The sequence below is a fragment of the Nocardioides sp. NPDC006273 genome (genome assembly GCF_040613495.1).
Lineage (GTDB): Bacteria > Actinomycetota > Actinomycetes > Propionibacteriales > Nocardioidaceae > Nocardioides.
In genome coordinates this window covers 78,827-103,150 of the sequence record NZ_JBEXSD010000004.1, presented here as the reverse complement: position 1 = coordinate 103,150, position 24,324 = coordinate 78,827, and the positions used below count along the sequence as shown (strand labels likewise).

27 protein-coding genes and 1 tRNA gene are annotated in these 24,324 nt (G+C 69.3%); 17 read left to right on the top strand and 11 right to left on the bottom strand.

Translation table 11 applies throughout. The annotated features are described in order from the left end of the window. Positions 1–59 precede the first annotated feature (59 nt). Positions 60–767 (bottom strand): DUF3662 and FHA domain-containing protein, encoded by a 708-nt coding sequence (locus tag ABZZ22_RS03365; protein ID WP_354926807.1) that lies wholly within the window; start codon positions 765–767, stop codon positions 60–62. A gap of 241 nt (positions 768–1,008) precedes the next feature. Between ABZZ22_RS03365 and ABZZ22_RS03360 the strand changes: the two genes are divergently transcribed. Continuing rightward, positions 1,009–1,092: transfer RNA gene (locus tag ABZZ22_RS03360), tRNA-Leu, on the top strand. 74 nt (positions 1,093–1,166) lie between these two features. On the opposite strand, the gene ABZZ22_RS03355 is transcribed toward ABZZ22_RS03360, so the two are convergent. Beyond that, positions 1,167–1,379: a hypothetical protein gene (locus ABZZ22_RS03355; protein ID WP_354926805.1), complete on the bottom strand. Its 213-nt coding sequence runs from the start codon at positions 1,377–1,379 to the stop codon at positions 1,167–1,169. Between the two features lie 2 nt (positions 1,380–1,381). Here ABZZ22_RS03355 and ABZZ22_RS03350 point away from each other — a divergent pair, with 2 nt between their 5' ends. Beyond that, entirely contained in the window at positions 1,382–1,801 is a 420-nt protein-coding gene (locus tag ABZZ22_RS03350; protein ID WP_354926803.1) for a helix-turn-helix domain-containing protein, read from the top strand. Beyond that, positions 1,704–2,390 carry an MBL fold metallo-hydrolase gene (locus ABZZ22_RS03345; protein ID WP_354926801.1) on the top strand — a complete coding sequence of 229 codons (687 nt, stop codon included), beginning with the start codon at positions 1,704–1,706 and terminating at the stop codon, positions 2,388–2,390. The genes ABZZ22_RS03350 and ABZZ22_RS03345 overlap by 98 nt, the downstream gene beginning before the upstream one ends. A gap of 27 nt (positions 2,391–2,417) precedes the next feature. Here the strand turns inward: ABZZ22_RS03345 and ABZZ22_RS03340 are convergent, their stop codons facing one another. After that, positions 2,418–2,882, bottom strand: coding sequence for a cupin domain-containing protein (locus ABZZ22_RS03340; protein ID WP_354926799.1), 465 nt, complete (start codon positions 2,880–2,882; stop codon positions 2,418–2,420). On the opposite strand from ABZZ22_RS03340, the gene ABZZ22_RS03335 reads away from it, so the two are divergent. Then, entirely contained in the window at positions 2,875–3,192 is a 318-nt protein-coding gene (locus ABZZ22_RS03335; RefSeq protein ID WP_354926797.1) for a hypothetical protein, read from the top strand. The genes ABZZ22_RS03340 and ABZZ22_RS03335 overlap by 8 nt on opposite strands. A gap of 12 nt (positions 3,193–3,204) precedes the next feature. On the opposite strand, the gene ABZZ22_RS03330 is transcribed toward ABZZ22_RS03335, so the two are convergent. Beyond that, complete coding sequence (locus tag ABZZ22_RS03330) at positions 3,205–3,684, bottom strand: Rrf2 family transcriptional regulator (protein WP_354926795.1); 480 nt, start codon at positions 3,682–3,684, stop codon at positions 3,205–3,207. An 83-nt stretch (positions 3,685–3,767) separates the two neighbouring features. Between ABZZ22_RS03330 and ABZZ22_RS03325 the strand changes: the two genes are divergently transcribed. Together ABZZ22_RS03325 and ABZZ22_RS03320 are read left to right on the top strand one after the other, a co-directional pair. Beyond that, positions 3,768–4,697, top strand: coding sequence for an NAD(P)H-binding protein (locus ABZZ22_RS03325; protein ID WP_354926793.1), 930 nt, complete (start codon positions 3,768–3,770; stop codon positions 4,695–4,697). After that, a complete protein-coding gene (locus tag ABZZ22_RS03320) occupies positions 4,694–6,220 on the top strand; it encodes a helix-turn-helix domain-containing protein (protein WP_354926791.1) in 1,527 nt (508 codons plus the stop codon). Before ABZZ22_RS03325 ends, ABZZ22_RS03320 begins: the two co-directional genes overlap by 4 nt. 7 nt (positions 6,221–6,227) lie before the next feature. Here the strand turns inward: ABZZ22_RS03320 and ABZZ22_RS03315 are convergent, their stop codons facing one another. From ABZZ22_RS03315 to ABZZ22_RS03305, 3 genes are all read right to left on the bottom strand, one after another. Continuing rightward, the gene (locus tag ABZZ22_RS03315; protein ID WP_354926789.1) at positions 6,228–7,475 is read right to left on the bottom strand and encodes an FAD-dependent oxidoreductase; all 1,248 of its coding nucleotides are present in this window, start codon (positions 7,473–7,475) and stop codon (positions 6,228–6,230) included. 180 nt (positions 7,476–7,655) lie between these two features. After that, positions 7,656–7,787, bottom strand: coding sequence for a methionine/alanine import family NSS transporter small subunit (locus tag ABZZ22_RS03310; protein ID WP_292649456.1), 132 nt, complete (start codon positions 7,785–7,787; stop codon positions 7,656–7,658). Next, complete coding sequence (locus tag ABZZ22_RS03305) at positions 7,784–9,337, bottom strand: sodium-dependent transporter (RefSeq protein ID WP_354926787.1); 1,554 nt, start codon at positions 9,335–9,337, stop codon at positions 7,784–7,786. The genes ABZZ22_RS03310 and ABZZ22_RS03305 overlap by 4 nt, the downstream gene beginning before the upstream one ends. 227 nt (positions 9,338–9,564) lie before the next feature. Between ABZZ22_RS03305 and ABZZ22_RS03300 the strand changes: the two genes are divergently transcribed. Both ABZZ22_RS03300 and ABZZ22_RS03295 read left to right on the top strand, forming a co-directional pair. Further along, positions 9,565–10,926 carry a zinc-binding dehydrogenase gene (locus ABZZ22_RS03300; protein WP_354926785.1) on the top strand — a complete coding sequence of 454 codons (1,362 nt, stop codon included), beginning with the start codon at positions 9,565–9,567 and terminating at the stop codon, positions 10,924–10,926. Next, a complete protein-coding gene (locus ABZZ22_RS03295; protein WP_354926783.1) occupies positions 10,926–11,534 on the top strand; it encodes an MBL fold metallo-hydrolase in 609 nt (202 codons plus the stop codon). The genes ABZZ22_RS03300 and ABZZ22_RS03295 overlap by 1 nt, the downstream gene beginning before the upstream one ends. Here ABZZ22_RS03295 and ABZZ22_RS03290 read toward each other — a convergent pair whose 3' ends face one another. Further along, positions 11,535–12,107 carry a PadR family transcriptional regulator gene (locus ABZZ22_RS03290; protein WP_354926781.1) on the bottom strand — a complete coding sequence of 191 codons (573 nt, stop codon included), beginning with the start codon at positions 12,105–12,107 and terminating at the stop codon, positions 11,535–11,537. A 16-nt stretch (positions 12,108–12,123) separates the two neighbouring features. Between ABZZ22_RS03290 and ABZZ22_RS03285 the strand changes: the two genes are divergently transcribed. The 3 genes from ABZZ22_RS03285 to ABZZ22_RS03275 all read left to right on the top strand — a co-directional run bounded on the left by ABZZ22_RS03285 (position 12,124) and on the right by ABZZ22_RS03275 (position 15,190). Continuing rightward, on the top strand, positions 12,124–12,933 hold the full coding sequence (locus ABZZ22_RS03285; protein WP_354926779.1) for an alpha/beta hydrolase: 810 nt from the start codon (positions 12,124–12,126) through the stop codon (positions 12,931–12,933). Between the two features lie 121 nt (positions 12,934–13,054). Further along, positions 13,055–13,414 (top strand): hypothetical protein, encoded by a 360-nt coding sequence (locus ABZZ22_RS03280; RefSeq protein WP_354926777.1) that lies wholly within the window; start codon positions 13,055–13,057, stop codon positions 13,412–13,414. Positions 13,415–13,483: 69 nt separating this feature from the next. Continuing rightward, a complete protein-coding gene (locus ABZZ22_RS03275) occupies positions 13,484–15,190 on the top strand; it encodes a sodium:proton antiporter (protein ID WP_354926775.1) in 1,707 nt (568 codons plus the stop codon). A 10-nt stretch (positions 15,191–15,200) separates the two neighbouring features. On the opposite strand, the gene ABZZ22_RS03270 is transcribed toward ABZZ22_RS03275, so the two are convergent. Together ABZZ22_RS03270 and ABZZ22_RS03265 are read right to left on the bottom strand one after the other, a co-directional pair. Next, positions 15,201–16,853 carry a multicopper oxidase domain-containing protein gene (locus ABZZ22_RS03270; protein ID WP_354926773.1) on the bottom strand — a complete coding sequence of 551 codons (1,653 nt, stop codon included), beginning with the start codon at positions 16,851–16,853 and terminating at the stop codon, positions 15,201–15,203. After that, positions 16,850–17,281 (bottom strand): hypothetical protein, encoded by a 432-nt coding sequence (locus ABZZ22_RS03265; protein ID WP_354926771.1) that lies wholly within the window; start codon positions 17,279–17,281, stop codon positions 16,850–16,852. The genes ABZZ22_RS03270 and ABZZ22_RS03265 overlap by 4 nt, the downstream gene beginning before the upstream one ends. A gap of 255 nt (positions 17,282–17,536) precedes the next feature. Here ABZZ22_RS03265 and ABZZ22_RS03260 point away from each other — a divergent pair, with 255 nt between their 5' ends. The 3 genes from ABZZ22_RS03260 (at position 17,537) to ABZZ22_RS03250 (ending at position 20,103) form a co-directional block, all read left to right on the top strand. Beyond that, the gene (locus tag ABZZ22_RS03260; protein WP_354926769.1) at positions 17,537–18,400 is read left to right on the top strand and encodes an alpha/beta hydrolase; all 864 of its coding nucleotides are present in this window, start codon (positions 17,537–17,539) and stop codon (positions 18,398–18,400) included. A 69-nt stretch (positions 18,401–18,469) separates the two neighbouring features. Then, complete coding sequence (locus ABZZ22_RS03255) at positions 18,470–18,832, top strand: non-heme iron oxygenase ferredoxin subunit (RefSeq protein ID WP_354926767.1); 363 nt, start codon at positions 18,470–18,472, stop codon at positions 18,830–18,832. Then, entirely contained in the window at positions 18,829–20,103 is a 1,275-nt protein-coding gene (locus ABZZ22_RS03250; protein ID WP_354926765.1) for an FAD-dependent oxidoreductase, read from the top strand. The genes ABZZ22_RS03255 and ABZZ22_RS03250 overlap by 4 nt, the downstream gene beginning before the upstream one ends. Positions 20,104–20,294: 191 nt before the next feature. On the opposite strand, the gene ABZZ22_RS03245 is transcribed toward ABZZ22_RS03250, so the two are convergent. Continuing rightward, a complete protein-coding gene (locus ABZZ22_RS03245; protein ID WP_354926763.1) occupies positions 20,295–20,825 on the bottom strand; it encodes a DNA starvation/stationary phase protection protein in 531 nt (176 codons plus the stop codon). A gap of 135 nt (positions 20,826–20,960) precedes the next feature. Between ABZZ22_RS03245 and ABZZ22_RS03240 the strand changes: the two genes are divergently transcribed. The 3 genes from ABZZ22_RS03240 to ABZZ22_RS03230 all read left to right on the top strand — a co-directional run bounded on the left by ABZZ22_RS03240 (position 20,961) and on the right by ABZZ22_RS03230 (position 24,272). Then, a complete protein-coding gene (locus ABZZ22_RS03240) occupies positions 20,961–21,935 on the top strand; it encodes an AraC family transcriptional regulator (protein ID WP_354926761.1) in 975 nt (324 codons plus the stop codon). A 256-nt stretch (positions 21,936–22,191) separates the two neighbouring features. Then, positions 22,192–23,484, top strand: coding sequence for an ABC transporter substrate-binding protein (locus ABZZ22_RS03235; RefSeq protein WP_354926759.1), 1,293 nt, complete (start codon positions 22,192–22,194; stop codon positions 23,482–23,484). After that, entirely contained in the window at positions 23,481–24,272 is a 792-nt protein-coding gene (locus tag ABZZ22_RS03230) for an ABC transporter ATP-binding protein (RefSeq protein WP_354926757.1), read from the top strand. Before ABZZ22_RS03235 ends, ABZZ22_RS03230 begins: the two co-directional genes overlap by 4 nt. Positions 24,273–24,324 lie beyond the last annotated feature (52 nt).

Genomic DNA, 24,324 nt, shown 5'->3' with positions numbered 1-24,324 from the left:
GGCGCCAGGGTACGGACGTGGCGCCGTGAGGGTCTGAATGGTCGCTCGCTTACGCTCGCTCAACTGCGCTCCTCAACGATGTGCGCGGTGATGACGGTGGTGCCGATGCGCACCTGAGAGCCGTCGTCCAAGGTGGCACTCGCCATCTTCTGCCCGTTGACCAGCATGCCGTTGGTCGAGCCGAGGTCATAGACCTCGACGCGCACACGGTCGCCGGCCTGGTTCGAGCGGAACTCGATGTGGCGGCGGCTGATGCCGGGGTCGTTGATGCGCAGATCGGCGTCGGTGCCTCGGCCCACGACGAGGTTGCCGTGCAGCGGGTGCCGGGTGCCGTTGATCTCCAGGTAGGCCTGGGCGCGGCTGACCTGGGTGTCGCTCATGTCGGCGCCGGAGACGGCGGCCTGGGCGCGGCTGCGCACCCGGAACCGGCCGATGGTCAGGTCCTTCGCCTCGCCGAACTCGATGCTCACCCGGCCGGGGAAGACGAACCCCTGTGCCTCGGCGTGGTCCATCAGCTGCCGCTTCAGCTCTTCCTTGAGGTGGGGCCCGTAGGACTCCAGCTTGCCCAGGTCGCTGGCGGACAGCTCCACGAAGAAGTCGTTGGGGACCAGGCGCCGCTGGCGGCTGAGCACCTGGGCGTTGTTGTCGATCTCGCGCTGGAGCGCGGCGACGATCTCCACCGACTTCACCTCGGACCGGAACGCCTTGGCGAAAGCGCCTGAGATGAACTGCTCCAGCTTCTGCTCGAACTTCTGCAGGCCGCTCACGTCAATGCTCCTCTCAGGTGCCGGGTGGGCCGGTCGGGTCGGGTGGTCAGTCGCGTACGGGCACAGTGGTGCCCCCGGATTCGGCCCGATCGTATCGGTGCACCCTAGGGGATCTGCCACTTCTCGCATTCTGCGTGGTTTCGATCCTCCCACGATCCGGTGACCACCAGCGTCAAGGCGGGCGGGGTGCCGTCGTTTTGGGGCGGCGGGCGCGCGTGGGCTAACGTTTCCTCTGCTGCACGCGCGAGTGGCGGAATAGGCAGACGCGCACGGTTCAGGTCCGTGTGTCCGAAAGGACGTGGGGGTTCAACTCCCCCCTCGCGCACGTGAGTAGCCCCAGGGATCACCTGGGGCTTTACTCATTTTCGGAGTCGGCTGCCGACGCCCAAAGGGCGCGGTTCAGCGGCGCAGCTTCCGGAGGGCCGCAAGGGACGCGAGTGCGCCGGTGAGTATTGCCACCACGCCAGCCAGCTGCCAGACCGGTTGGTGCCCCACGACCGGTTCGCAGTCGGCGGCGCACAGCACGGGCTGGATGTGCACCAATTCCGACCCCTGGAGGAACCAGAGGGCTCCGAGCGCGATCACGCCCAGCCCCGTCAGCAACAGGATCATCCATGTCCAGCGCAATGCAGGAGGCCCGGGCACGGGAGCGCACCCGCGTCATGCGAGACGTCTCGGCGATCGCGGTGCGGCTGTTCGCCGAACGCGGCTACGGCAACGTGCGGATGGAGGACGTCGCCGAAGCCTCGGGCGTCTCCGTCGCGACCCTGTACCGCAGGTTCACGACCAAGGAGAACCTCGTCTGTTGGCAGGCCGACGAGCAGGGCGGGATGGCCATGCTGCTGGCGGCCGTCAGATCCGGCCGCCGGATCAGCGACGCGGCCATGGAGCTCGCTCGGACCCTGCCCGACGAGGCTCCGGCACCTGGCAGGCAGGGTGTGGCTCTATCCCCATCATCCCGACGAGAGCCGGACCCAACTCTGTGTCGCCCTGGTGGATCTGGGCGACCGGAGCGTGCTCATCGACGCCGGTAACGGACCCGCACACGCACGGACCGTGCGCGCCGCCGCCTTGGCCGAAGGGCTGTCACCGGTGAGCACGATCGTCTACACCCATCACCACTGGGACCACGTGTGGGGCGCGAGTGTGTGGGGAGTCAATGACATCGTCGGTCACGCAGCCGGACTCGAGGTCCTTCGCGAGGACGCGGCGCGGCCCTGGTCGGAGGCGTACGCCGCACAGGTCGTGCGTGACCACCCGCGGATGGCACGCAGCGTCGCTGCCCGCTCTCGCGCCGTACCGGATTGGGCCGAGCTCGTGGTGGTGCCGCCAACCCGCACGTTCGACCACGAGCTGCTGGTTGCGCCCGGCCTCGTCGTGCGTCACGTCGGCGGTCGCCATGCCCCGGACTCGGCGATCGTCCTCGACACGGAGTCCGGCGTGGCCTTCCTCGGCGACTGCTTCTATGTGCCGCCGGTGCACCTGCGCGGGGACGACGACACGCACGACCACGCCATGCTCCACCAGCTGACCCGGCTTCCCGTGAACTGGCTGGTGCACGGCCACGGACCACCCCAGCGGCCACCAGACTCCGCCCGACGTGGTGCCCGACGACCGGAATGACACCGGGCAGCCGGAAACGGTCGCGGCCTATCCCTGACGGGGACGGTGTGTGGTTCGGGCTCTGAGGTGTGCCCGTTCGCCCCGTCCGCCGAAGAGGCTGAGGATCTCGACGTCTCCCTTGCCGGTCGACCCGAACCAGTGGGGTTGTTGCGTGTCGAACTCGGCGACCTCTCCTGGGCCGAGAGTGAGGTCGTAGTCGCCGAGGATCAGGCGGAGCCGGCCACTCAGCACGTAGAGCCACTCGTAGCCTGGGTGGGTGCGGGTGGCCGGGGCGGACTCACTGGCGGGGATGGTGAGCTTGTAGGCCTTCGGCTCGCCCTGGTTCCTGGACAACGGGACGATGACGCGACCACCGCTTCGTTGGGCCTTCTGGGGCATTCGCGGATCGACGATCCGCGGCGCGGCGACGATCTCGTCGAGCGGTACGCCCATGGCTGCCGCGATGGGCAATGTCACCCGAATCCCCGATGCCTGGATCGCTGCCGTGCTCATCGCATCCCTTGCCACGCAGGCACTCGCCGTCATCCCGCTCGTGTTCCTGCTCGGAGTATCCGGCTTCGTGATCAACCCCGCCCTCTACGGACGCGTCTTCGCCCTCGCCGCCAGTGCCCCGACTCTGGCCGGAGCCACCACCGTGTCCGCGTTCCAGCTCGGAATCAGCTTCGTGCCCCTCATGGCCGGCGTCGTACTCAATGCTGGTGCGTCCATCACGGCCGTGGCCTGGATCGGCGCCGCGCTCGCTGCCGTCACAGTTCCCCTCGTCCTCGCCGAACGCAGCGCGACACGGGCGGGAGAGCCGTGAACAACGACGCCGCTATCGACCTGACGATCCGGTCATCAGTCGCCGGGTGCGCGCCGGCGCCGTCGTCGGGAGGGCAGCGAGGACGCCGTCGAGAGTCACCTGGGCGAGGCTGCTTCGCCAGGCCTCGTGGGCCTCGGCCATCTTCTCGGCCAGGATGCAGGTGGTTCGGCAATCTTCGGGTGGCAGCGCGCCTCGTCCTTGCTGGCGGATCTCGCGACACTCGTACGGCACGGACTCACCATCGACGGCCTCGACGATCTCCAGCAGGGTGATCTGCGTGGCAGGCCGTGCGAGTCGATATCCCCCGCGCGGGCCGGTGGTGGCGGCCAGGACGCCTCCCTTCACCAGCGCCTTGAGCTGCTTGGCCAGATAGGGCGCGGGGAGATCGAAGTACTCGGCCAGCTGCGCGGTCGAGACGCTGGTGCCTGGGTCGAGCTGCGCCAGGCTCGTGGCGCAGTGCAGGACCCATTCGGTGCTCAACGGCAGCTTCATGACTTCATCCTATCATCGATATTGTGGACCTTTGATGTCGGTGATAGCGTCACGGAGACCCATTCGTCGAAGAGGGAGTTGTCATGCGTATTGCGGTTGCTGGAGCAACAGGGAACATCGGGTCACTGGCGGTGGCGGCGCTCGAGCGTGGCGGTCACGAGGTCACGCGGATGAGTCGTGCGCTGGGGGTCGACCTGTCGACCGGCGAAGGGCTCGACGAGGCGCTGGCCGGGGTCGAGGCGGTCCTCGACGTCACCAACGCACCGGCCGCGGACGAGGTCGAGACCGTGTCGTTCTTCACCGACACGACCAGCAATCTGCTGGCCGCGGAGCAGCGACACGGTGTCCGGCACCACGTGCTGCTCTCGATCGTCGGCATCGACCGGGTCGAGGGCAACGCTCACTACGCGGGCAAGAGGGCGCAGGAGCGGCTTGTTTCCGCGGGGCCGGTGCCCTGGACCATCGTGCCGGCCACCCAGTTCCATGACTTCGCCGAGATGGTGGCCGGCTGGACCGAGCGCGACAGGGTGGCCACCATCGCGCCGCTGCTCGTGCAGCCCGTCGCGCCCGCCGACGTGGCCGATGTGCTCGCGCAGGTCGTCGCCGGCGAACCCCGGGGGCGCCACGTCGACGTCGCCGGGCCCGACCCGCACGACCTGGTCGACATGGCCCGTCGTACGCACCAGGTGCGTGGCCGACACGTTCGGCTGGTGCCGACGTGGTCGGGGATCTTCGGCTCGGCCATGGCTGGCGACGTACTACTGCCCGGAGCGGACGCCCTCATCGCCCCGACATCCTTCGACGCCTGGCTCGCCCCGCTGGTGGCGGACGCTGACCCGGCAGGTGACAGGAGCAGTGACATCGGCCGAGGCCGCTCGGCACCTGCGGGGCCTCGTCCGTTTTTCTGGCGAGTTCCAGGCGTGAATGCGTGCTTCCGCGCAATCTGGACGGCTCTGCCTGTGCCGATGTCACGGGAGGCGAGCGCGGCGGACAGTGGCACAGTGGCGCTGTGATCACCGCCGCTGGCCTGGCCGAGGCCCTGCCTCGAGGGTTCGTCGAGGTCGTCGTGGCGGGCGAGTCTCGACCGATCTTCGGGCTTGAGATCACCGAGGTGGGCGAAGAGGCTGCGGCAGGACGTGGCGAGCTGGTGACGGTGGTCGGGGCCACGGAGGCCGGACAGGTGCTGGCGATCATCTCGGCCTGCGCCGACGCCTCTGGCCTGCTCGTGCGCCGCTCGCTGGCCGACGATGCAGATGTCGCCCGGCGGTGCGCCGAGGCCGGCCTGCCGTTGCTCGGGATGGTCGAGGGGGCGTCGCTGAGCTCGGTGCTCGCAGTCGTCCGCTCGGCCATCGAAACCTCCTCGGCGCCTGCACGAGGGTCGGCCGACCACCTCCACGACGATCTCTTCGACGTCGCCGACCGGATCAGCTCGCTGCTGGACGCTCCGGTGACGATCGAGGACGCGAGCTCGCACGTCCTGGCCTACTCCCGTGGTCAGTCCGACGTCGACGATGCCCGGACGGCGACCATCGTCGGCCGCCGGGTGCCTCGCGAGGTGCGCGACCACTTCCGCTCGCTGGGAGTCTTCCGACGGATGGCACGGTCCGACGCCCCCTTCTTCGTGCCCGCGGGCGCCGGCGGTGTCAAGGCGCGCTACGTCGTCCCGGTCCGTGCCGGCGGGGAGTGGCTGGGATCGATCTGGGCGATCCCCGCGAACCCGCTCGCGCCCGGGCACGAACGTGAGCTGGAAGCGGCCACCGAGCTCGTCGCCCTCTCCCTGCTCAGGCTGCGTGCGCAGGCCGAGCTCCACCAGCAGGTCCAGCTCGACCAGGTCCGGTCCGTGGTGCGCGGGGCGGCGACCGAGCAGCCGGAGTGGCTCGAGGACGGTCCGTGGCGGGTGGCTGTCCTGGCCGGACCGGCAGACCTGCAGGCGGAGGCCCGCTGTCAGCTGTGGCAGGCGCTCTGCCGCCGACGTGGCTGGCGTAGACCGGTGGTCGCCGATCTCGATGACCACGTCTACGCCGTCCTCCGCGACGGAGCCTCAGGTCCTGGAGCGGACGGTTGGCTTGCCGACCTGGTCCGTGGCGAGGGCCGGACGAACGCTGCGGTGCGGATGTACGTGGGCACCGCCGTGGCCACTCCACGCGAGCTCGAGGACTCGCGGTCGACCGCCGCGGAGCTCGCCGCTGCCGGAGGCGACGGCGCTCCTGTCGTCACCGTCGCCGAGGGGTGGCCGTCGGTCGTGTTGACGCGGGCGGTTCACGGACAGGAGAGCCGTCCGTTCGTATCGCCGCTCCGGGAGCTGCTCGACCACGACGGCGCGACCTTCCTGGTCGACACGCTCGAGGCGATGATCGACTTCTGGGGTGAGCCGAAGCGTGCCGCCCGATCGCTCGGGGTGCATCCGAACACCGTCAGGAACCGGGCGACACGCATCGTCGCGCTGTGCCCGATCGACCTCGAGGACCCCCAGCAGCGGCTCGGGCTCCGTCTGGAGATCGCCCGACTCCGAGCGCGAGACGGCCGCGAAGGATGAATCGCGCTCAGCGCAGCGGGTCGACGGCGCGGAGCTGCTCGGGGCGTACGCCGGAGACGATCTGCTCGGCGAGCAACCGTCCGGTCACCGGGCCGAGAGTGACGCCCCACATCCCGTGACCTCCGGCGATGAAGACCCGCGGGTCCCGGGAGGCGCCGATCAGAGGCAGGCCGTCCGAGGTGCAGGGCCGCGCGCCGACCCACTCGTCCTCGCGCTGGTCCAGGTGCGCGCCCTCGAGCAGGGTCCGGGCCGCCCCCACGAGAGCGTCGATCCGGCGCGGGTCGCGCGGTGCGTCGGCATCGCGGAACTCCATCATTCCGGCGATCCGCAGCCGGTCGCCGACCGGAGTGCAGGCCAGCCGCTGGGTCGGGAAGTAGACCGGACCACGCGGAACGTCGTCGACCTTGACCGTGAACGAGTAGCCGCGGCCGGCCTGGACGATGCGCCGGACCCCGAACTGCCGTCCGTGAGCGCCGATCCAGGCGCCGGTCGCGACGACGACCGCGTCATAGGGCTCGCCCGCGACGACGACCTCGCCTTCGCTGGACCGGATCTCCTCGACCGGGGTCCCGGCCACCAGCCGCCCGCCCCGCTTCTGCACCGAGTCTGCGATCGCGTGCACGTACGCGGCGGGATCGATGAATCGCTCACCGTGGATCCGGATGGCGGTCTCGATGCTCCCGGCGAGGGCGGGCTCCTCGGCCCGTGCCCGGTCACCGTCGACCACCTCGAAGTCCACCCGCTGACCGCACGCTTCGATGTGCTCGAACTCGTCCAGCAGCGCGCGACTGTCCTCGACGCTCCGGAACGCGGCAGTGAACGGGCTCGCCGCCTGGGTCCGCGCCTCGACGCCACCCCGCTCGAGCTCTTCGTACGCAACCAGCGCGTCGTTGTTGAGCGGGATCAGCGCCCGCATCGCCTGCTGCCAGCGCGCGGGGGTGCAGTTGCGGGCGAACTGGGCGAGGAAGCGCAGGAGCCGGGGGTTCGCGGTGGGCGGCACGTAGACCGGTGACGACGGACTGAGGACCGCGCGCAGGCCGTACTGCAGAACCGACGGCTCGGGAAGGGGCACCGCGATGCTCGGCGTCAGCCAGCCGGCGTTGCCCCAGCTCGACCCGGCAGCGACGCCGTCGCGGTCCACGACCGTGACATCGACGCCGGACTCCTGGAGAAACCACGCGGTGGACAGACCGACCATGCCGGCGCCGACGACGGCGACTCGGCGCGGCGAAGAGGTGCGAGCGGCTGAGTTCATGGGTTCATCGTCGCCGCCCGGGCCGGCGAGGCCGCTGCCCGTTCGCGACAACTCAAGGTCCGCCGATTGTGTCCAGAGCCCAACCGGCGGAGCTCGCCGACGCGACAGGGCCTGTCCCCGAGGTGGCGTCGCGCCACGCTCAGAGACAGGCCCCTGTGTCTGGGTCCGGTCAGTCGACCGTCAGAGGTCGCGCCGGACCTCGTCCGCGTGCGGAAGGTCGGGGCTGCGTCGCAGGTTGACGATGGCCAGAGCCAGGCCTCCCCAGATGATCAGCATCGCGACGAGCATCATGACGATGGCTGCACCACTCATGACTCTGCTCCCTTCTTGTTGATGTGAACCTCGGACAGGATCTCGGGGTCTCGCCACTTGGCCCGAGCGGCCAGGAACCCGAAGACGATGACGGCACCGGCAGCGCCCCAGCCGAAGACGGCGAGCATCCAGCCCGGGTTTCCGCCGTAAGGGGTCTTCACGTCCTCCCAGAAGGAGAGCCCGAGGACGAGGATCAGGCCGATCGGGGCGACGATGCTGACCAGGATCCGCCACCAGGCACCGACTGTGATGGAGCTGCCGTCGGACAGGTGGTCACCGAGCGCCGGCAGGACGCGCAGCCCCCAGCTCAGGACCAGCATGGAGATCACGGCGACCAGCAGGATGCCGAACTGGTTGATGAAGTGGTCGAGGATGTCGAGCACGTAGAGCCCGCTCGTCGTGGAGAAGAACACCAGGCTGAGCAGGGCCATCGGCACGGTGACCGCGATGGTGGCGCCCTTGCGGGTCATGTCGAACTTGTCACGCACACCGGAGATCACGACCTCGACGATGGACACCATCGAGGTGAAGCCGGCGATGACCAGAGAGACGAAGAAGAGCACCCCGAGCAGGGCACCTGCCGGCGCCTCGCTGATGATCGCGGGGAAGGCGACGAACGCCAGTCCGACGCCAGAGGTGGCGACATCGCCGACAGCGACACCGCTGGCCTGCGCCATGAACCCGAGCGCGGCGAAGACACCGATACCGGCGAGCAGCTCGAAGCCGGAGTTGGCGAAGCCGACCACGAGTCCGGAGCCCGGCATGTCGGTGTGCTTGTGGACGTAAGAGGAGTAGGTGATCATGATGCCGAAGCCGATGGACAGCGAGAAGAAGATCTGTCCGTACGCCGCAGCCCACACCGTCGCATCGGTCAGCGCGCCCCAGTTCGGGGTGAAGAGTGCGTCCAGGCCTTCGCCCGCACCCGGGAGGAACAGCGAGCGAACGACCAGGATCCCGAAGACCACGACGAGCACCGGGATGAAGAAGAAGGCGGTCCGGCCGATGCCCTTCTGCACGCCGAGCAGCAGGACGGCGACGATCGCGATCCACACCAGCAGCAGCGGGATCAGCACGCCCCATACGGGGGTGGCGTCGACGCCCGGGTCGCCCACCTGGAGGAACTTGCCGAAGAAGAAGCCCTCGGGGTCGTCTCCCCAGGCCTCGGTGACGCTGAACATCGCGTAGCGCACGGCCCACGCCATCACTGCTGCGTAGTAGACGGCGATCATGAAGCAGATGCCGACCTGCCACCAGCCCAGGCCCTCGGTGCCTTTACGGAGGCGTGCGAAGGAGAGCGGCGCGGAGCCCCGGTAGCGGTGGCCCAGAGCGTAGTCGAGGAAGAGGAACGGGATACCCGCCGTCAGCAGCGCCACGATGTAGGGGATGACGAACGCGCCACCGCCGTTCTCGTAGGCGACGTAGGGGAAACGCCAGATGTTGCCCAGGCCCACGGCGGAGCCGATCGCCGCGAAGATGAAGACTTGCCGCGACGAGAATGCTCCACGTTTTGCTGCCGCACCGTCTTGCACGCCCTCAGGTGTCGTGCTCATTTACGCCTCCTTGCTCGATACTTCTTGTGACGCCGATCACACAACAATAGTGGTCGGACTGTCTTCGGTTGACGCGGGGTTCGCGACGGCCGCCGCAGAGGCTACACACAAAGACTTCCGGGCTCGGGGGGCTGTGGCACCAACTACGTCCCGCCACGGGTGTGGTCGGTGTCACGATATCTCGCCGCGCCCTTGGCAAAACTGCAGTCCTGTTGAGTGTATGAGACATGCCGGGCGAGATGTCTCATCGGTCGATCGAGTACGTCGCGCCGACCGGGGAGACCTGGGCCGACCCGTGGCGGATGTACGCCGCGCTGCGGGAGCACGACCCGGTGCACCATGTCGCCCGAGGCGACTACTGGGTCCTGACCAGGTATGACGACGTCCTCGCGGCAGTCCTCGACCACGAGACGTTCAGCTCGACCGGCGGGTTGACGACTGCTCAGGACGAGCTGGCGCGGGACGACGTCCCGGCCGCAGTCGAGGAGCTGCTGCGGACCACCACTCGCGACGTCACGATCCACGACGTCACCATTCCCGCGGGGAGGAAGGTCCTGCTCTGCTACGCCGCCGCCAACCGGGATCCGCGCGCCTTCGGTGCCCTGATCCAGGCCTTCGCCCACCGTGAGGCGCGGCTGATCACCACCCAGGTCGCCCAGGCCACCGCCGACCTCTCGGACCCCCGCCGACGCGTGGTCGAGGCGGTCATCGCGTGCCTCGCCGCCGTCCGCGAGCGGCCCCATCTGGCCGCGTGGTATGCCGGGGACAGCTGCCGGGCCTGCAAGCGCGGTGAGCCGCAGTACTGCTTCGCGACGTTCAACGCGACCCAGAAGATGACGCTCGAGGACGGCACGGAGCTGTCGCCCGCGTTGGGCATCGGCGCCTTTGCGGAGAAGACGCTGGTCGCTGCGGGGCAGTGCACGAAGGTCGACCCGGAGGCGCGGCCTGCCGCTGTCGGCCTGCTCGGCTGTGGCGTGATGGCCGGTATCGGCGCCGCCATCAACACCGGCGGCGCCACCCGCGGCAGGTCGGTGGCGGTCATCGGGTGCGGTGGAGTCGGGGTGGCGGCGATCGCCGGTGCGGCGCTCGCGGGGTCGAGCCCGGTCATCGCCGTCGACATCGACCCCAAGAAGCTCGAGCGCGCCGCGGCCATGGGCGCGACGCACACCGTGGACTCCTCGCAGACCGACCCGGTCGAGGAGATCCGGCGGATCTGCTCGGAGACGTACGAAGGTGCCGACGGTGCCGACATCGTCGTCGAGGCGGTCGGACGCCCCGAGACCTGGAAGCAGGCCTTCTACGCCCGCGACCTGGCCGGCACCGTCGTGCTCGTCGGCGTGCCCACACCCGACATGACCGTGCCGCAGATCCCGCTCATCGACGTCTTCGGTCGCGGTGGCGCCCTAAGATCCAGCTGGTACGGCGACTGCCTCCCCAGCCGTGACTTCCCGATGCTGGTCGACCTCTATCGCCAGGGACGTCTCGACCTGGACGCCTTCGTGAGCGAGGAGATCGGGATCGAGGACATCGAAGCGGCTTTCGAGAAGATGCACCGCGGCGAGGTCCTGCGCTCGGTGGTGATGCTCTGATGACCGTACGTGTGGACCACGGTGTCACGAGCGGCACCTTCAGCCTCGACGGCGAGACGCATCAGGTGGACAACAACGTCTGGGTGATCGGCGACGACCAGGAGTGCCTGGTCATCGACGCACCGCACTCGGTGGAGGACATCTTGGCGGTGGTGGACGGTCGCCGCGTGAAGGCGATCGTCTGCACGCACGCCCACGACGACCACGTCGGGATGGCACCGGCGCTGCGGGAGATCGTTCAGGCCCCGATCCTGCTGCACCCCGACGACCGGCCGCTGTGGGAGCTCGCCCACCCCGACGAGCTGTGGGACGCCGATCTCTCCGACGGACAGGTCATCGAGATCGGCGACACCGACGTGACCGTCCTGCATACGCCTGGTCACGCGCCGGGGGCGGTCTGCCTGTCGGTGCCCTCGCTGGGGTGCGTCTTCACCGGCGACACCCTGTTCCAGGGCGGTCCCGGGGCCACCGGGCGCTCGTTCAGCGACCGGCCGACCATCGAGTCCTCGATCCGGGCCAAGCTGTTTCCGCTTCCCGGCGAGACGGTCGTCCACACCGGGCACGGCGACGACACCACGATCGCCGCTGAGGTCTCCGGCCTGGGCTGATCAGCGCTCGGCGGCCGCGAGCTCCGCACGCATCCAGGCGCACCACTCCAGTGCCGTACGCCGTGACCGGATGCCTCCCTCGAGCGTGATCCGGCTCGCGAACAACGGGTTCGAGGGATCGCGGGTGCCCGGACTGTCGGAGATCTCGGCCAGCTCCTCGAGGTAGCGGTCGAGGGCGCTCTGGTGGGCGCCCTCGAGCCGCCCGATCAGATCGTGGGCGGCGTCGGGGTCCACGGTCCAGATCGACCACAGCCGGAGGATCTCCAGGTCACGGACCGGCTGGGGTTCGAGGTCTCCGACGACCCAAGCCGCCAGGGCGGTCTGGCCGGTAGGGGTGATCCGGTATCGCTTCGTCGGCCGGGGCCCGGCTCCCTCGATGACCTCGTGCTCGACCAGTCCGACGGCGTCGAGACGGTTCAGCTCCGGGTAGATCTGCGAGTGGCGGGCGGTCCAGAAGTAGCCGATCGGCTTGCGCATCCGCTGCGCGACCTCATAGCCCGTGCTCGCCCGTCGCGCAAGCAGGCCGAGGATCGCGAAGCCGAGGTTGGAAACGGGTGCTGCGGAGTCTGGCATATGTCAATATTGACATATGCGGAGCGTGAAGAGTGCAGTGGCAGGGGTAGCGGTCATCGGGATGTTGCTGACCGGGTGTGGGGCGGAGAACGGTGTCGAGGATCCAGGGGAGGCGAAGGAGTCCGGACCCGCGCTGCCGACCGGCGGGCCGTACATCCAGGGTGAGCTGACCTCGTGCTTCCTGCCGGAGACCGACGTCGGGGTGGAGCCGATGCAGGTGTCCGGCGCGGAGCTCGACCTGCCGGCCATCCGCTTCTCGCCGCCGGGTGGCCGGGAGCCGTCGGCGGTGCTGGTGATGCTTCATCAGACCGACGGGGACCGCTGCGGCTGGGGTGACTTCGCGACGCTTGCGGCTCTGGAAGGCGTCGCCGGTCTCTCCTTCGACCAGTGTGGCTACGGCGCGGCCGACTGCGGGATCAAGGACCTCGACGACCCGGTGCCGCAGGTGAGGGCGGCGCTGGGCGAGGTCAGGAAGCAGTGGCCGGACACACCGGTCGTGCTGGTCGGTGCCTCGATGGGTGGTAGCCAGACCGTGCGGGCCGTTGCCGCGGGGTTGGACGTCGACGGCTGGGTCGACCTCTCGGGACCGTCGATCTGGGCCGGCGTCGATCTGGCCACGGTCGCCGACAAGATCCAGACGCCTGGCATGATCGCCATCTCGGAGGACAGCGACGGGCCCGAGGAGGCCGACGCAGCCCGCGCGCTGGCGGAGGCCACGTCCTCGGAGTTCGTACCCGCCGAGTTGGGCCACGGTTGGGACCTGGTGGTCGAGGAGGGCAGGCTCTCGCCGATCGGACAGCAGGTCGTCGCGTACGCCACGAGGTGATGACACTCGCCCGGGATCGCTGACGATGAGAACCCAACGTTTCCGCACTTCTGCGCACTTATGTGGACAGTCCGCGAGCGACCTGACGATGATGTCGAACATGAAGATCATTGTTCGCCGCATGGCGTCTGCCGTTGCCGTCCCCGTGATGCTCCTGGCCACGGCCACCGCGTGTGGTGGCTCCGAGAGCGAGGAGCCGAACGCGAAGCCCGCGGCGGAGGCCGAGGCCGCGAACAGCGCCGAGGCTGCGCCGTCCGTGCCGGCTGCCGGGGACGTCCCCGACCCGAGGAACGACCCGGACGGCTTCGAGGACTACCTCACCGAGATGTACGCCAAGGCGGGCATGACCGACGACCAGGCGAGCTGCATGTCGGCTGCGTTCATGGACAACGTGGACATCGACGCCATCACCGACTCGGCGTCAGTCTCCACGTTGATGGGTGACGAGAAGCTCACGGAGGCCATGACGAAGTGCGTGTGACGGCCAGGTTGGCTGATCGCCGGTCGCCGCTCCCTGATCTGGCAGCCGGTCACACCTAGACTCCCGAACGTGGAGCATCAGGTGTTGCTGATCGGCGGGGCGGCGCTGGCGATCATGATCGCCGCCTCGGTCTTCTCGCGGCGTACGGGGGTTGCGGCGCCGCTGCTGCTCGTCGGGCTCGGGATCGGGGCGAGCTACCTGCCGGGGGCGCCGGAGATCGAGCTCGATCCGGAATGGATCCTGGCCGGCGTACTGCCGCCGTTGCTCTACTCCTCCGCGGTCAACCTGCCGGTGATCGACTTCCGGCGGAACCTCCGGCTGATCAGCTGGCTCTCGGTCGTGATGGTGATCGTCTCCGCGGTGGTGATCGGTGCGGTCGTCCACTTGCTGTTCCCGGCGATCTCGTTCCCGCTCGCGGTCGCGCTCGGTGCGGTCGTCAGTCCCACCGACGCGGTGGCGGCGACGGCGATCGGGCGCCGGGTCGGGCTGCCGCCGCGGGTGATGACGGTGCTGGAGGGCGAGAGCCTGGTCAACGACGCCTCCGCGCTCGTCGTCCTCCGGACGGCCGTCGCCGGGATCGCCGCGACCAGCTCGTTCTCGCTGGGGCGTACGGCCCTGGAGTTCGGGTGGGCGGTGCTCGGTGCGCTCGTGATCGGCGGTCTCGTCGGCTGGCTCACGGTGCTGCTCCGCCAGCGCCTGGACGATCCGGTGCTCAACACCACGATCTCCTTCGCGGTGCCGTTCATCGCCTACTTCCCGGCCGAGGAGCTGAACGCGTCCGGGGTGCTCGCCGTCGTCGTCGCCGGTCTGGTGACGGGCGCGCTCGGCAGCCGCCGGTTCAGCGCGCGCGACCGGCAGACCCAGGCCACCACCTGGACGACGTTCAACTTCATCCTCGAGAGCGGCGTCTTCCTGGCGATGGGCTATCAGCTGCCCGCGCTCGTCGACGCCGCCCGGGGCGAGACCACTCCGAGCGAGCTGGCCGGCCTCGTCCTCGTCGTCTTCGTCATGCTGGTCCTGCTGCGGTTCATCGGGCTCGCCGGGCCGGTGTTCCGGGATCGGCAGCAGAATCCGGACCAGGTACGCGCCCGCCTGGACGAGTTCGAGGAGAAGCTCGATTCGCTGACCCCTGCCGACGACCGGGAGGACTCCCGGATCACCTCGGCGCGCCGACGGCTGGCGCGGGGCCGTGCGGACATCGACTTCGAGGAGCGCGAGCCGATCACGACCCGCGGCTTCGTGACGATCGGCTGGGCCGGGATGCGTGGTGTGGTCACAGTCGCCGCCGCCCACACCATCCCGGTCGGCACCTCCCAGCGCGCGACCGTGGTGCTCGCCGCGTTCCTGGTCGCACTCATCACGCTCGTGCTCTTCGGTCTCACGCTTCCGGCGGTGATCCGCCGGATGCGTTTCCCGGGCGAGTCGTCGGCGGATCGTCGCGACGCGGTCCGGGCGCTGCTGCGTCAGGTCGGCGAGGATGCGATCGACAACCTCGGACCGTTGGAGTCGCAGACCATCGACGGCGAGCCCATCGACCCGCAGCTGGTGACGAAGCTGAAGGACCGGATCCTCCCGCGGGTGCTCGCGGGCGTCCGCGAGGCACCCACCATCAGGCCCGACGTGATGGAACAGACGGTGATCCTGCAGGTGCGCTACTTGGACGCCATGCGCGACGCGCTCGCTGCCGAGCGGGGCATCGGCGCCTACGGCTCACACACCTACCGGAAGGTCGAGGCGATGCTCGACGACATGGAGAAGCGGCTCGACGCGAGCTGAACCCTCGACCTCAGATCGTCTCGAAGCCGGCCATCATCGCCATGTCCTCGTGCTCCAGGTTGTGGCAGTGGATGAGGAACCGACCGGCGTACTTCTCGAACCTCACCCTGACCCGGACGGCCTCGTAGGGACGTACGTCGACGGTGTCCTTCCAGCCGTGGTCCATCGGTCCCGGGCCGCGGTTGCCGCGGCGGAGGACCTGGAAGGGCGAGAGGTGGACGTGGACGGGGTGGTGGGCGTCGGTGAAGAACTCCCAGATCTCGGTGTTGTCCAGTGGCACCTGGGCCTGCGGCACGGCAGGGTCGAACGGCTTGCCGTTGATCCCCCAGCCCATGCGGCCGTGCACGGCCTCGCGGCGGAAGTGCCACTTGCGGACGACCGCGCCCTCGGGCTTCTCGGGCTCGGGTACGTCCGCGAGCCTCTCGGCCAGTCGATCGGCCAGTCGATCGGCCAGTCGATCGGCCAGCCGATCGGCCAGCCGGACGTCGTCGGGCGCCCGGCGGGCGATGCGGAACCTCATCACCTGTGCGGTCCGGCCGGTGCCGAGGTCGTTGCGCAGCTCGACGGTCGTCCCGGGCGCCAGCGAACGGAAGTCGACGACGACGTCGAACCGTTCGCCGGAGGCCATCGTGACCACGTCGTGCTCGACCGGGCGGGCCAGCAACCCACCATCGGAGCCGATCTGGGTGAACGCCACCGGCTTCCCGTCGGCGGTTCGCAGACGCAGCGCATAGCGGCGGGCGTTGGAGGCGTTGAGCAGGCGCAGCCGGTATTGCGCCGCGTCGACCTCCGCCTCCGGCCAGGGGGCGCCGTTGACGAGGATGACGTCGCCGAGCACACCGGCCATGTAGCGGTCCTCGACACCGGGTTGGCCGAGCAGCTCCGGGTCGAGCGCGGGATAGCGCAGCGCGCCGTCCTCGTCGAAGGCGCGATCGGCGATCATCAGCGGGATCTCCCGCTCTCCCCGAGGCAGTGAGAGCGCGTCCTCCTCGTCGTCGCGGATGATGTGGAATCCGGCCAGCCCACGCCACACCTGCGGGGCGGTGAAGTCCATCCGGTGGTCGTGGTACCAGAGCGTCGCGGCCGGTTGCTCGAGCGGATAGCGGTAGTCCCGTTTTCCGGTTGTGACCTGAGCTCCCGGGTCGTGCATGGCTTCGGGGCCGCCGCCATGTCCGGCGTGTCCGGCGTCGTGCCCGCCGTCGTGCCCGGAGTGATCGGCACCGGGCTTCTCGGCCGCAGGCGGCTCGAACCCGGGCGGCAGCAGCAGGTCGGTCGGCCAGCCGTCGCTGTCCGCGGGCGTGTGCCCGCCATGAAGATGTGTTGCGGTCGGCAGCGTGAGGGAGTTGGTGTGGCGTACGGTCACGGCCTGGCCCCGGCGGGTCTCCAGCGTAGGGCCGGGGAAGACCCCGTCGTACGTCATCATCTCGGTCCTCAGCCCGGGCAGGATCTCCACCGTCGCGGGGCGCTGCGCGATCTCGATGAGATCGCCGGAGGGTCGCTTGACCGGCGGCAGCGGCAACGGTGTCGCGTACGCCTCGGGCAGTCTCGCCGCGCTGCGCAGCATCCGCCCGGTCTGCTCGGGAGCCTCGCCGCAGGCGGCCAGCGATCCAACGAGCGGCGCGGCCAGTCCCGCGCCCAGGAGGGTGCGTCGTCCGAGTCTCATCGCCGGGCCTCCCGCGGGCTGCCGGCGCCGCGGCGCAGGGAGGCGATGGCCAGGGCGACGGCCACACCGACGGTGAGCACTCCGATCGGGACGTGGAGGTCGAGGGCTCGGGCGTAGCCGAGGGCCGCCTGGGTGTGAATGAGGAGGAAGAGCGTGACCGACCAGACGAGGAACCACCAGCGCCCGTGCATCGCGACGACGGCGACCGCGGCGATGGGAAGCAGCAGGCCGAAGAGCTGCAGCGCCGCCGCGCCGGCGGAATGGAGGCCCAATGCCTCGAACGTTCCGGAGAAGTAGGAGCCGATGAAGATCGGTTGCCCGATCGCGAAGAGCGCAACCACGACAGCCACAGCCCGGAAGCAGAAGAGGCTGATGTGTGGTCGACGCTCGCGTGATGGGCGAGCGGTGGGGGTCTCTGTCGTGGTCACACCCCGACAATAGGTAGCGGCGGTACGTATGGCATCGGGCTTTCCCCTGAGATCGCCCGGCTGCCGTCAGGGTCGAGGACGATGCGGACCTGCGTACGCCGTGTTTCTGATTGCCGCGGTGTTTCTGTTTTGTGACATCCGCCCAATGAGGTTCTGCCTCCGTGCCGGTGCCCGATGCCCGGCCGCGCCCCTACCTTCGAGTAGCAACCGGAACCCCGGACAGCCCGGGGACGGACGGACGAAGGAGCATGCTCGGTGCTCAGATCACTTTCACTCCGAATCGCCGCGGTCGCCGCGGCAGTCACTCTCCCCCTCTTCGGACTGGTCGCGCCATCCGACGCGGCGAGCCCCTACGAGCGCGGACCGAACCCGACCTCGGCCAGCGTTCTGGACAACGGCACGTTCTCCCTCTCCACCACCTCGGTCTCTTCATGGGTGTCCGGGTTCGGTGGCGGGACGATCTACTACCCCACCTCCACCACCCAGGGGACGTACGGCGGTGTCGTGCTCGCCCCCGGATACACGGCCTCCTCGTCCTCCTACTCCGCCGTCGCGCGCCGGGTGGCCTCCCACGGGTTCGTGGTCTTCGCCATCGACACGAACTCCCGCTACGACCAGCCCGACAGCCGTGGGTCGCAGATCCTGGCTGCGGTCAGCTACCTGAAGAGCAGCGCCTCCTCCGCGGTCGCCTCGCGTCTGGACGAGTCCCGGATCGCGGTCTCGGGCCACTCCATGGGCGGCGGTGGCACGCTCGCCGCTGCCAACCAGGACTCATCGATCAAGGCCGCGGTCGCGCTGCAGCCCTGGCACACCGACAAGACCTGGCCCGGCATCCGGATCCCGACGATGATCATCGGCGCGGAGAACGACTCCATCGCGTCGGTCAGCTCGCACTCCATCCCCTTCTACAACTCGGCCACCGGGGCCCCGGAGAAGGCGTACGGCGAGATCAACAACGCCGGGCACATGATTGCTGCCACCGATGACGACTGGCAAGGGCGCCTGTTTGTCACCTGGCTGAAGAGGTACGTCGACGACGACACCCGCTACTCGCAGTTCCTGTGCCCGGCGCCGACCTCGTACTACCTGTCCGACTACCGCGACACCTGCCCGGACTGATCCGGTCCTGACGCACGAAACGAGCCGGCCACCTCTTCGGAGGTGGCCGGCTCGTTAGAAGATGGAGTCATGACCGGAAATAGTGGAAACGACGGAAACAGCACAGGCATCCGCGTCGCCTCCCTCGACGACATCCCGGAGGGTGAGGGGATCGCCATCTCCTCCGACGTCACCGGGACCGAGGACGACATCGCGATCCTGCGCGACGACGACGGCACCTGCTGGGCCCTCAACGACACCTGCACCCACGAGACCGCATCGCTGGCCGAGGGCTGGGTCGAGGAAGGCGACGTCGAGTGCCCCCTGCACTCCTCTCGGTTCAACCTCAAGACCGGCAAGGTCGACGGGCTCCCGGCCATCCGGGACACCGTGCCGCACCGCGTCGAGGTGCGTGACGGCGAGGTCTACCTGTATCCGGGCGAGCGGCCTTGACCGTCTCCTCCGTTCTCGTCGTCGGTGGTGGGATCGCCGGTGTGTCGACGGTCGCGGAGCTCCGGAAGAACGGGTACGCCGGTGAGCTGACGCTCATCTCCGCCGACGCGCTCCCCTACGACCGCCCGCCGCTGTCCAAGGAGTATCTCGCCGGTGGCCGCGACCTCGAGTCGATCGTGCTGCAGCCGAAGCAGTGGTACGCCGACCAGGAGATCTCGCTGGTCGGGGGAGCCGCCGCGGTCGCGATCCGCCCGGCCGCCGGCGAGGTCGAGCTCGCCGACGGACGGGTGCTTACTGCCGACAAGATCGTGCTCGCCACGGGGGGCCGGGCCGTGCTGCCAGCCGTCGCTCAGGTACGACGGGACGTTTCGGTCGGTCTACCGGTGAGTAATGGACAAAATCGCCCCGTCGTACCTGACCGATCGCCGATCCATGTGCTGCGGGAGGTCGCTGACGCCGACCGGCTGCGTACGCAGCTGGTGCCCGGGGCTCGCCTGCTGATCGTCGGGGCGGGACTGATCGGCGCGGAGGTGGCCTCGACCGCGCGTGGTCTGGGGGCCGAGGTCGTGCTGGTCGACCCGCTCTCGCCGCCTCTCGCCGCTGCGGTCGGGATCGAGGCGGCCAGGTGGCTGCACGGCCTGCACGCCGCACATGGGGTGGAGGCGTTGACCACCACGGTCGAGACGGTGCTGGAGACGTCGACCGGCGTCGCGGTGCAACTGAAGGGTGAGCCGGACTCGCGTGAGTTCGACGCCGTGCTCCTGGCCGTCGGCCTGGTCCCCGAGACCGGGCTCGCCGAGGCCGCGGGCCTGGAGACCTCGCGCGGCATCCTGGTCGACGCTGGTCAGGTGACCAGCCACCCGTCGGTGCTCGCGGTCGGAGACTGCGCCCGTCTCCGCGACCACCACCGCGCCGAGCACTGGGAGGCCGCCCAGTTGGACGGTGCCCGGGCGACGGCGACGATCCTCGAGACCGAGCCGCCTCCCGTCACCGCGCCCTGGTGGTGGTCGGACCGCTACGGCCTCCATGTCGAGGGGGTCGGCGAGATGCGGTCGCCTGATGCTGAGCATCAGACAGTCGTACGCGGAACCCTCGGCGAGCCGCCCTTCTCGGTGTTCACGCTCCGCGGTGAGCAGGTCATCGGCGCGGTCGCGGTCGACGACCCGGCTGCCGCCAAGACAGCCCGTCGCCTGATCGACCGAGGTGTCGACGTACGTCCTGCTGATCTCGCCGACCCGACTCAGAACCTACGAACCCTGCTGCGCAGGTAAGGGTCTTCGCGCCGAGTCGGCGCGTCCTGACCAGAATCTGTGTCGAGCCGGCTCGTTCTGACCGGTTTTCGCGCCGAGTCGGCGCGTTAGAACGAGCCGACTCGGCGGGTTGTGTGGTCAGAACGAGCCGACTCGGCGATACACAACGAGGCGCCCCGCGAGCAGCGGGGCGCCTCGTGAGTGAGGAGGTCTCAGACAGTGAGCTGAGCCGGCTTGGACTGGTTGGCGACACGGTTCTCGGAGTCGATGAACCAGGCCAGCTGCTCGATCCGGGTGATGATCGCGTGAAGCAGGTCGGCGGTGGTCGGGTCCTCGGAGTCGATGTCGTCGTGGATCTCACGCGCCGTCTTCGAGGTGGCGTAGAGCGCGGCGGCGGCGAGGTCGGCGGCGGTCGCGGTGTCGACCTCGGTCGCCGGGAGCGGCGCGAGAGTCGTGTCCTCGGAGACGGTGCCGGTGCGGCCGTCGGGGAGGATGTAGAGCGCGCGCATCCGCTCGGCGACCTCGTCGGTGAAGTCACGGGCGGCGTCGACGACCTCGTCGAGGACGAGGTGCATGTCGCGGAAGTTCTTGCCCACGACGTTCCAGTGCAGCTGCTTGCCCTGAAGGCTGAGCTCGGTCAGATCGACGAGCAGGCGCTGCATCTGGGTCGCGAACGCCGGGCTCGGCACGAACGCCGGGTGCGAGGTGTGGGTGGCGCTGCTGGTGTCGGTCTTGGTGGTCATGTTCGGCTGATCCCCCTGGGTTGTGTTGGTCTCTGCTACTGATCTCAACTGTGTCACCTTTTCTTGAACGATTCCAGAAAGGTAAGTCTTCCCTAAGTCGTCGCCGAGTTTCTCCGTACGCAATAGAGTCGGTCCGTGCCGTCAGTCGGAGACGCCTCAGCTCCCCTCGTCGCGAGAGTTCGTCGTCCGGCGGTCTTCGACACCACCCGGTTGAGCGCGGACGTCCAGATCGAGGCGTGGGAACGCCACAACGCCAGCGCGTTGGTCGCGCTCTCCTGCCGGCCGATCGACGGCCACGGGTTCGATGCGCAGGAGGTCAACCTGCAGCTCGACGAGATCCATCTGGCGCGGGTCCGGGCCACCCGCCACGTCGTCGAGCGGCCGGCCAGTCTCGTCAAGGAGATGCCGGCCCGATCGATCGCCGTCTACGCCAGCCTCCGTGGCGAGGCCATCCTGGAGTACGCCGGTCGCCGGAAGGTCATCCGGCCCGGGCAGCTGATCGTCTGCGACGTGGACGCGCCGTTCCTGCGCGGTTTCGGACACGGGCTCGAGGAGCTCGCGATCAAGGTCCCGGTGTCGGCCTTCACGGCCCGCACCGGCATGGCGTCGATGCCGGCGCCGCTCGTCCTCGACGCAGGCCGGGACCAGGACCCGCACGGCCGAGCCCTGGTCCAGATGGTCGGCCGAGCGCTCCGGGTCAACGACCCGATGCCCGCCGACGAGAATGCCGTGCTCGACCTGATCTCCGTGATCGCGACCGCCGGAAAGGTATCGCTGGCCACCGCCCATCGGGCCGCGGCGAAGACGTTCATCGAGGACCATCTCGCCGATCCCGGTCTCTCCGCCCCGGCCGTCGCCGCGGGCGCCGGCATCTCCGAACGCCATCTGTCCCGGCTCTTCGCCGACACCGGCACCAGCGTCCCGCGCCACATCCTCGCCCGCCGCCTCGAGCTCGCCTACGCGATGCTCGCCACCGGCTCGGACCCGAGCACCCGCACCGTCGACGTCGCCGAGAAGTGCGGCTTCACCTCCGCCTCGTACTTCTCCCAAGCCTTCCGCAAGCGCTTCGGCGTCGCCGCCGGAGACGTACGCCGCGCCGCCCACCCCTGACCCGTCCAGCCGAGACGTCACCCCCGTCGGCCGAAGCGTCACTCCCGTCGGCCGAGTGGGCATTCGAGTGCCAACTCGGCCGACGCGAGTGACTTCTCGACCGACGTGAGTGACTTCTCGGCGCGAAAGGGTGACAAGTCCACCAAAAGTCCGATAGGTCTTCCATGCCGTTTTCCGCCAACTGCCCCTGCGTCCCACCTGCAGGCGGCGCTGACGGACGACACTCCTCAACACCCCACTCTCTAAGGAGACGTACGTGCCCAACGGACTCACCACCGGACGCGGCCTGAGCATGGCCGCCGCCGGTGTCGCAGCGATGGCGCTGACCCTGACCGCATGCGGGTCGGGCGGCATCGACGACGAAGGCGGTGGCGGCGAGGACACGCTCACCATCGGGTTCGTCTCGACCGAGACCGGCTCCTCGGCTCCGTTCGGCGAGGCGAACAGCTTCGTCGTCGATGAGCTGGAGACCTACTTCAAGGACAACCCGGTCAAGGCCGGGGACAAGGAACTGGATGTCGAGATCGTGGTGCGTGACGCGCAGAGCGACACGACGAAGGCCGGGGCGGTGGCCGGTGACCTGATCAACAAGGACGGCGCCGACATCATCGTCGCCTCCTCGACGCCCGACATCGTCAACCCGGTCTCGGAGCAGTGCGAGGCCAACTCGATCCCGTGCATCACCACGGTCGCCCCGTGGCAGCCGTTCGCGATCCGCAGCGGCGACAAGCCGGCCGAGCTGAAGTACAGCTACCACTTCTTCTGGGGCCTCGAGGACGTCTCGACGGTCTACGCCGACATCTGGGGCAAGGTGCCCAACAACAAGAAGGCCGGCGGCCTGTTCCCGAAGGACCCCGACGGCGAGGCCTGGGGTGCCAACTTCCCGGCGCTCACCGAGGCGTCGGGCGTCAAGATCGACAACCCGGGCAACTACCCCAACGGCACCAAGGACTTCTCGGCCCAGATCAGTGCCTACAAGGGCCACGACGTCCTGGTCGGCGTCCCGATCCCGCCGGACTTCACCACGTTCTGGCAGCAGGCGAAGCAGCAGGGCTACAACCCGAAGGTCGCGACCATCGGCAAGGCGCTGCTCTTCCCGAGCAGCGTCGAGGCGCTGGGCCCGATCGCCCACAACCTCTCCACCGAGGTCTGGTGGACCCCGACCGCTCCCTACGAGTCCTCGCTGACCGGCGAGTCCGCTCAGGAGCTCGCTGAGGCGTACGAGGAGAAGACCGGCAAGCAGTGGACCCAGCCGCTGGGCTTCGCGCACGCGCTCTTCGAGGTCGCGACCGCTGCGGTGACCGAGGCGGGCTCGACCGATGCCGACGCGATCACCGAGGCGCTGGCCGGCCTCGAGGTCTCCACGGTCGTCGGTGACGTCGCCTGGGGCAAGGACGAGAACGTCCCGCCGTACGTCGCCAAGACCTCCCTCGCCGGTGGTCAGTGGCGCCAGGTCGAGGGCGGGGAGCACCCGTTCGAGCTGGTCGTCGTGCAGAACTCGCTGGCTCCCGACGTACCTCTCGGGGGCGAGCCCGAGGCGCTCAAGTGACCTCTTCCCCACCCTCGGGAGAGCCATCGGTCGAGGCCTCCGGCAGCGCGCCCCGCGGCGCGCTGCTGGAGGCCGAAGGCCTGGCCAAGGCGTTCGGCCAGGTCGTCACCGCCCGCTCGGTCTCCTTCCACGTGGCCCCCGGTGAGGCGCTCGGCATCGTCGGCCCCAACGGCGCCGGCAAGTCCACGCTGCTGAACCTGGTGACCGGTGCCCAGCCGGTCGACGCCGGGACCATCCGGTTCGACGGCGCCGACGTCACCCGGGTGCCGGCCGCCCGGCGTACGGCTCTGGGGATCGGGCGTACGTTCCAGATCCCCCGCCCCTTCGAGGGGCTCACCGTCTTCGAGAACGTGCTCGTCGGCTCGACCTTCGGCGCGGGCGCGCGCCGGAAGGCGGCCGGCGAGCAGGCCTGGCAGGCGCTCGAGACCGCCGATCTGACCCACCTGGCCAACACGCCGGCCAGCTCGCTGCGGCTGCTCGACCGCAAGCGGCTCGAGCTCGCCCGCGCGCTGGCCACCCAGCCCCGGCTGCTGCTCCTCGACGAGATCGCCGGCGGCCTCACCGAGCACGAGCTGCCCGCGCTGATCGAGACCATCTCGGCGATCCGTGACGGCGGCACCGGCGTCGTCTGGATCGAGCACATCGTGCACGCGTTGTTGCAGGTCGTGGACCGGTTGATGTGTCTGGCCCAGGGCGACGTCGTCGCCACCGGCGACCCGCGTGAGGTGATGGCCTCGGACGCCGTCGCCGCCGTGTATCTCGGCTCCCCCGACCTGGAGGGCGAGTGAGCCCGGCGAATGCTCACCGAGATAACTCGGTCGGCGCGCACTCCCTTTGTGG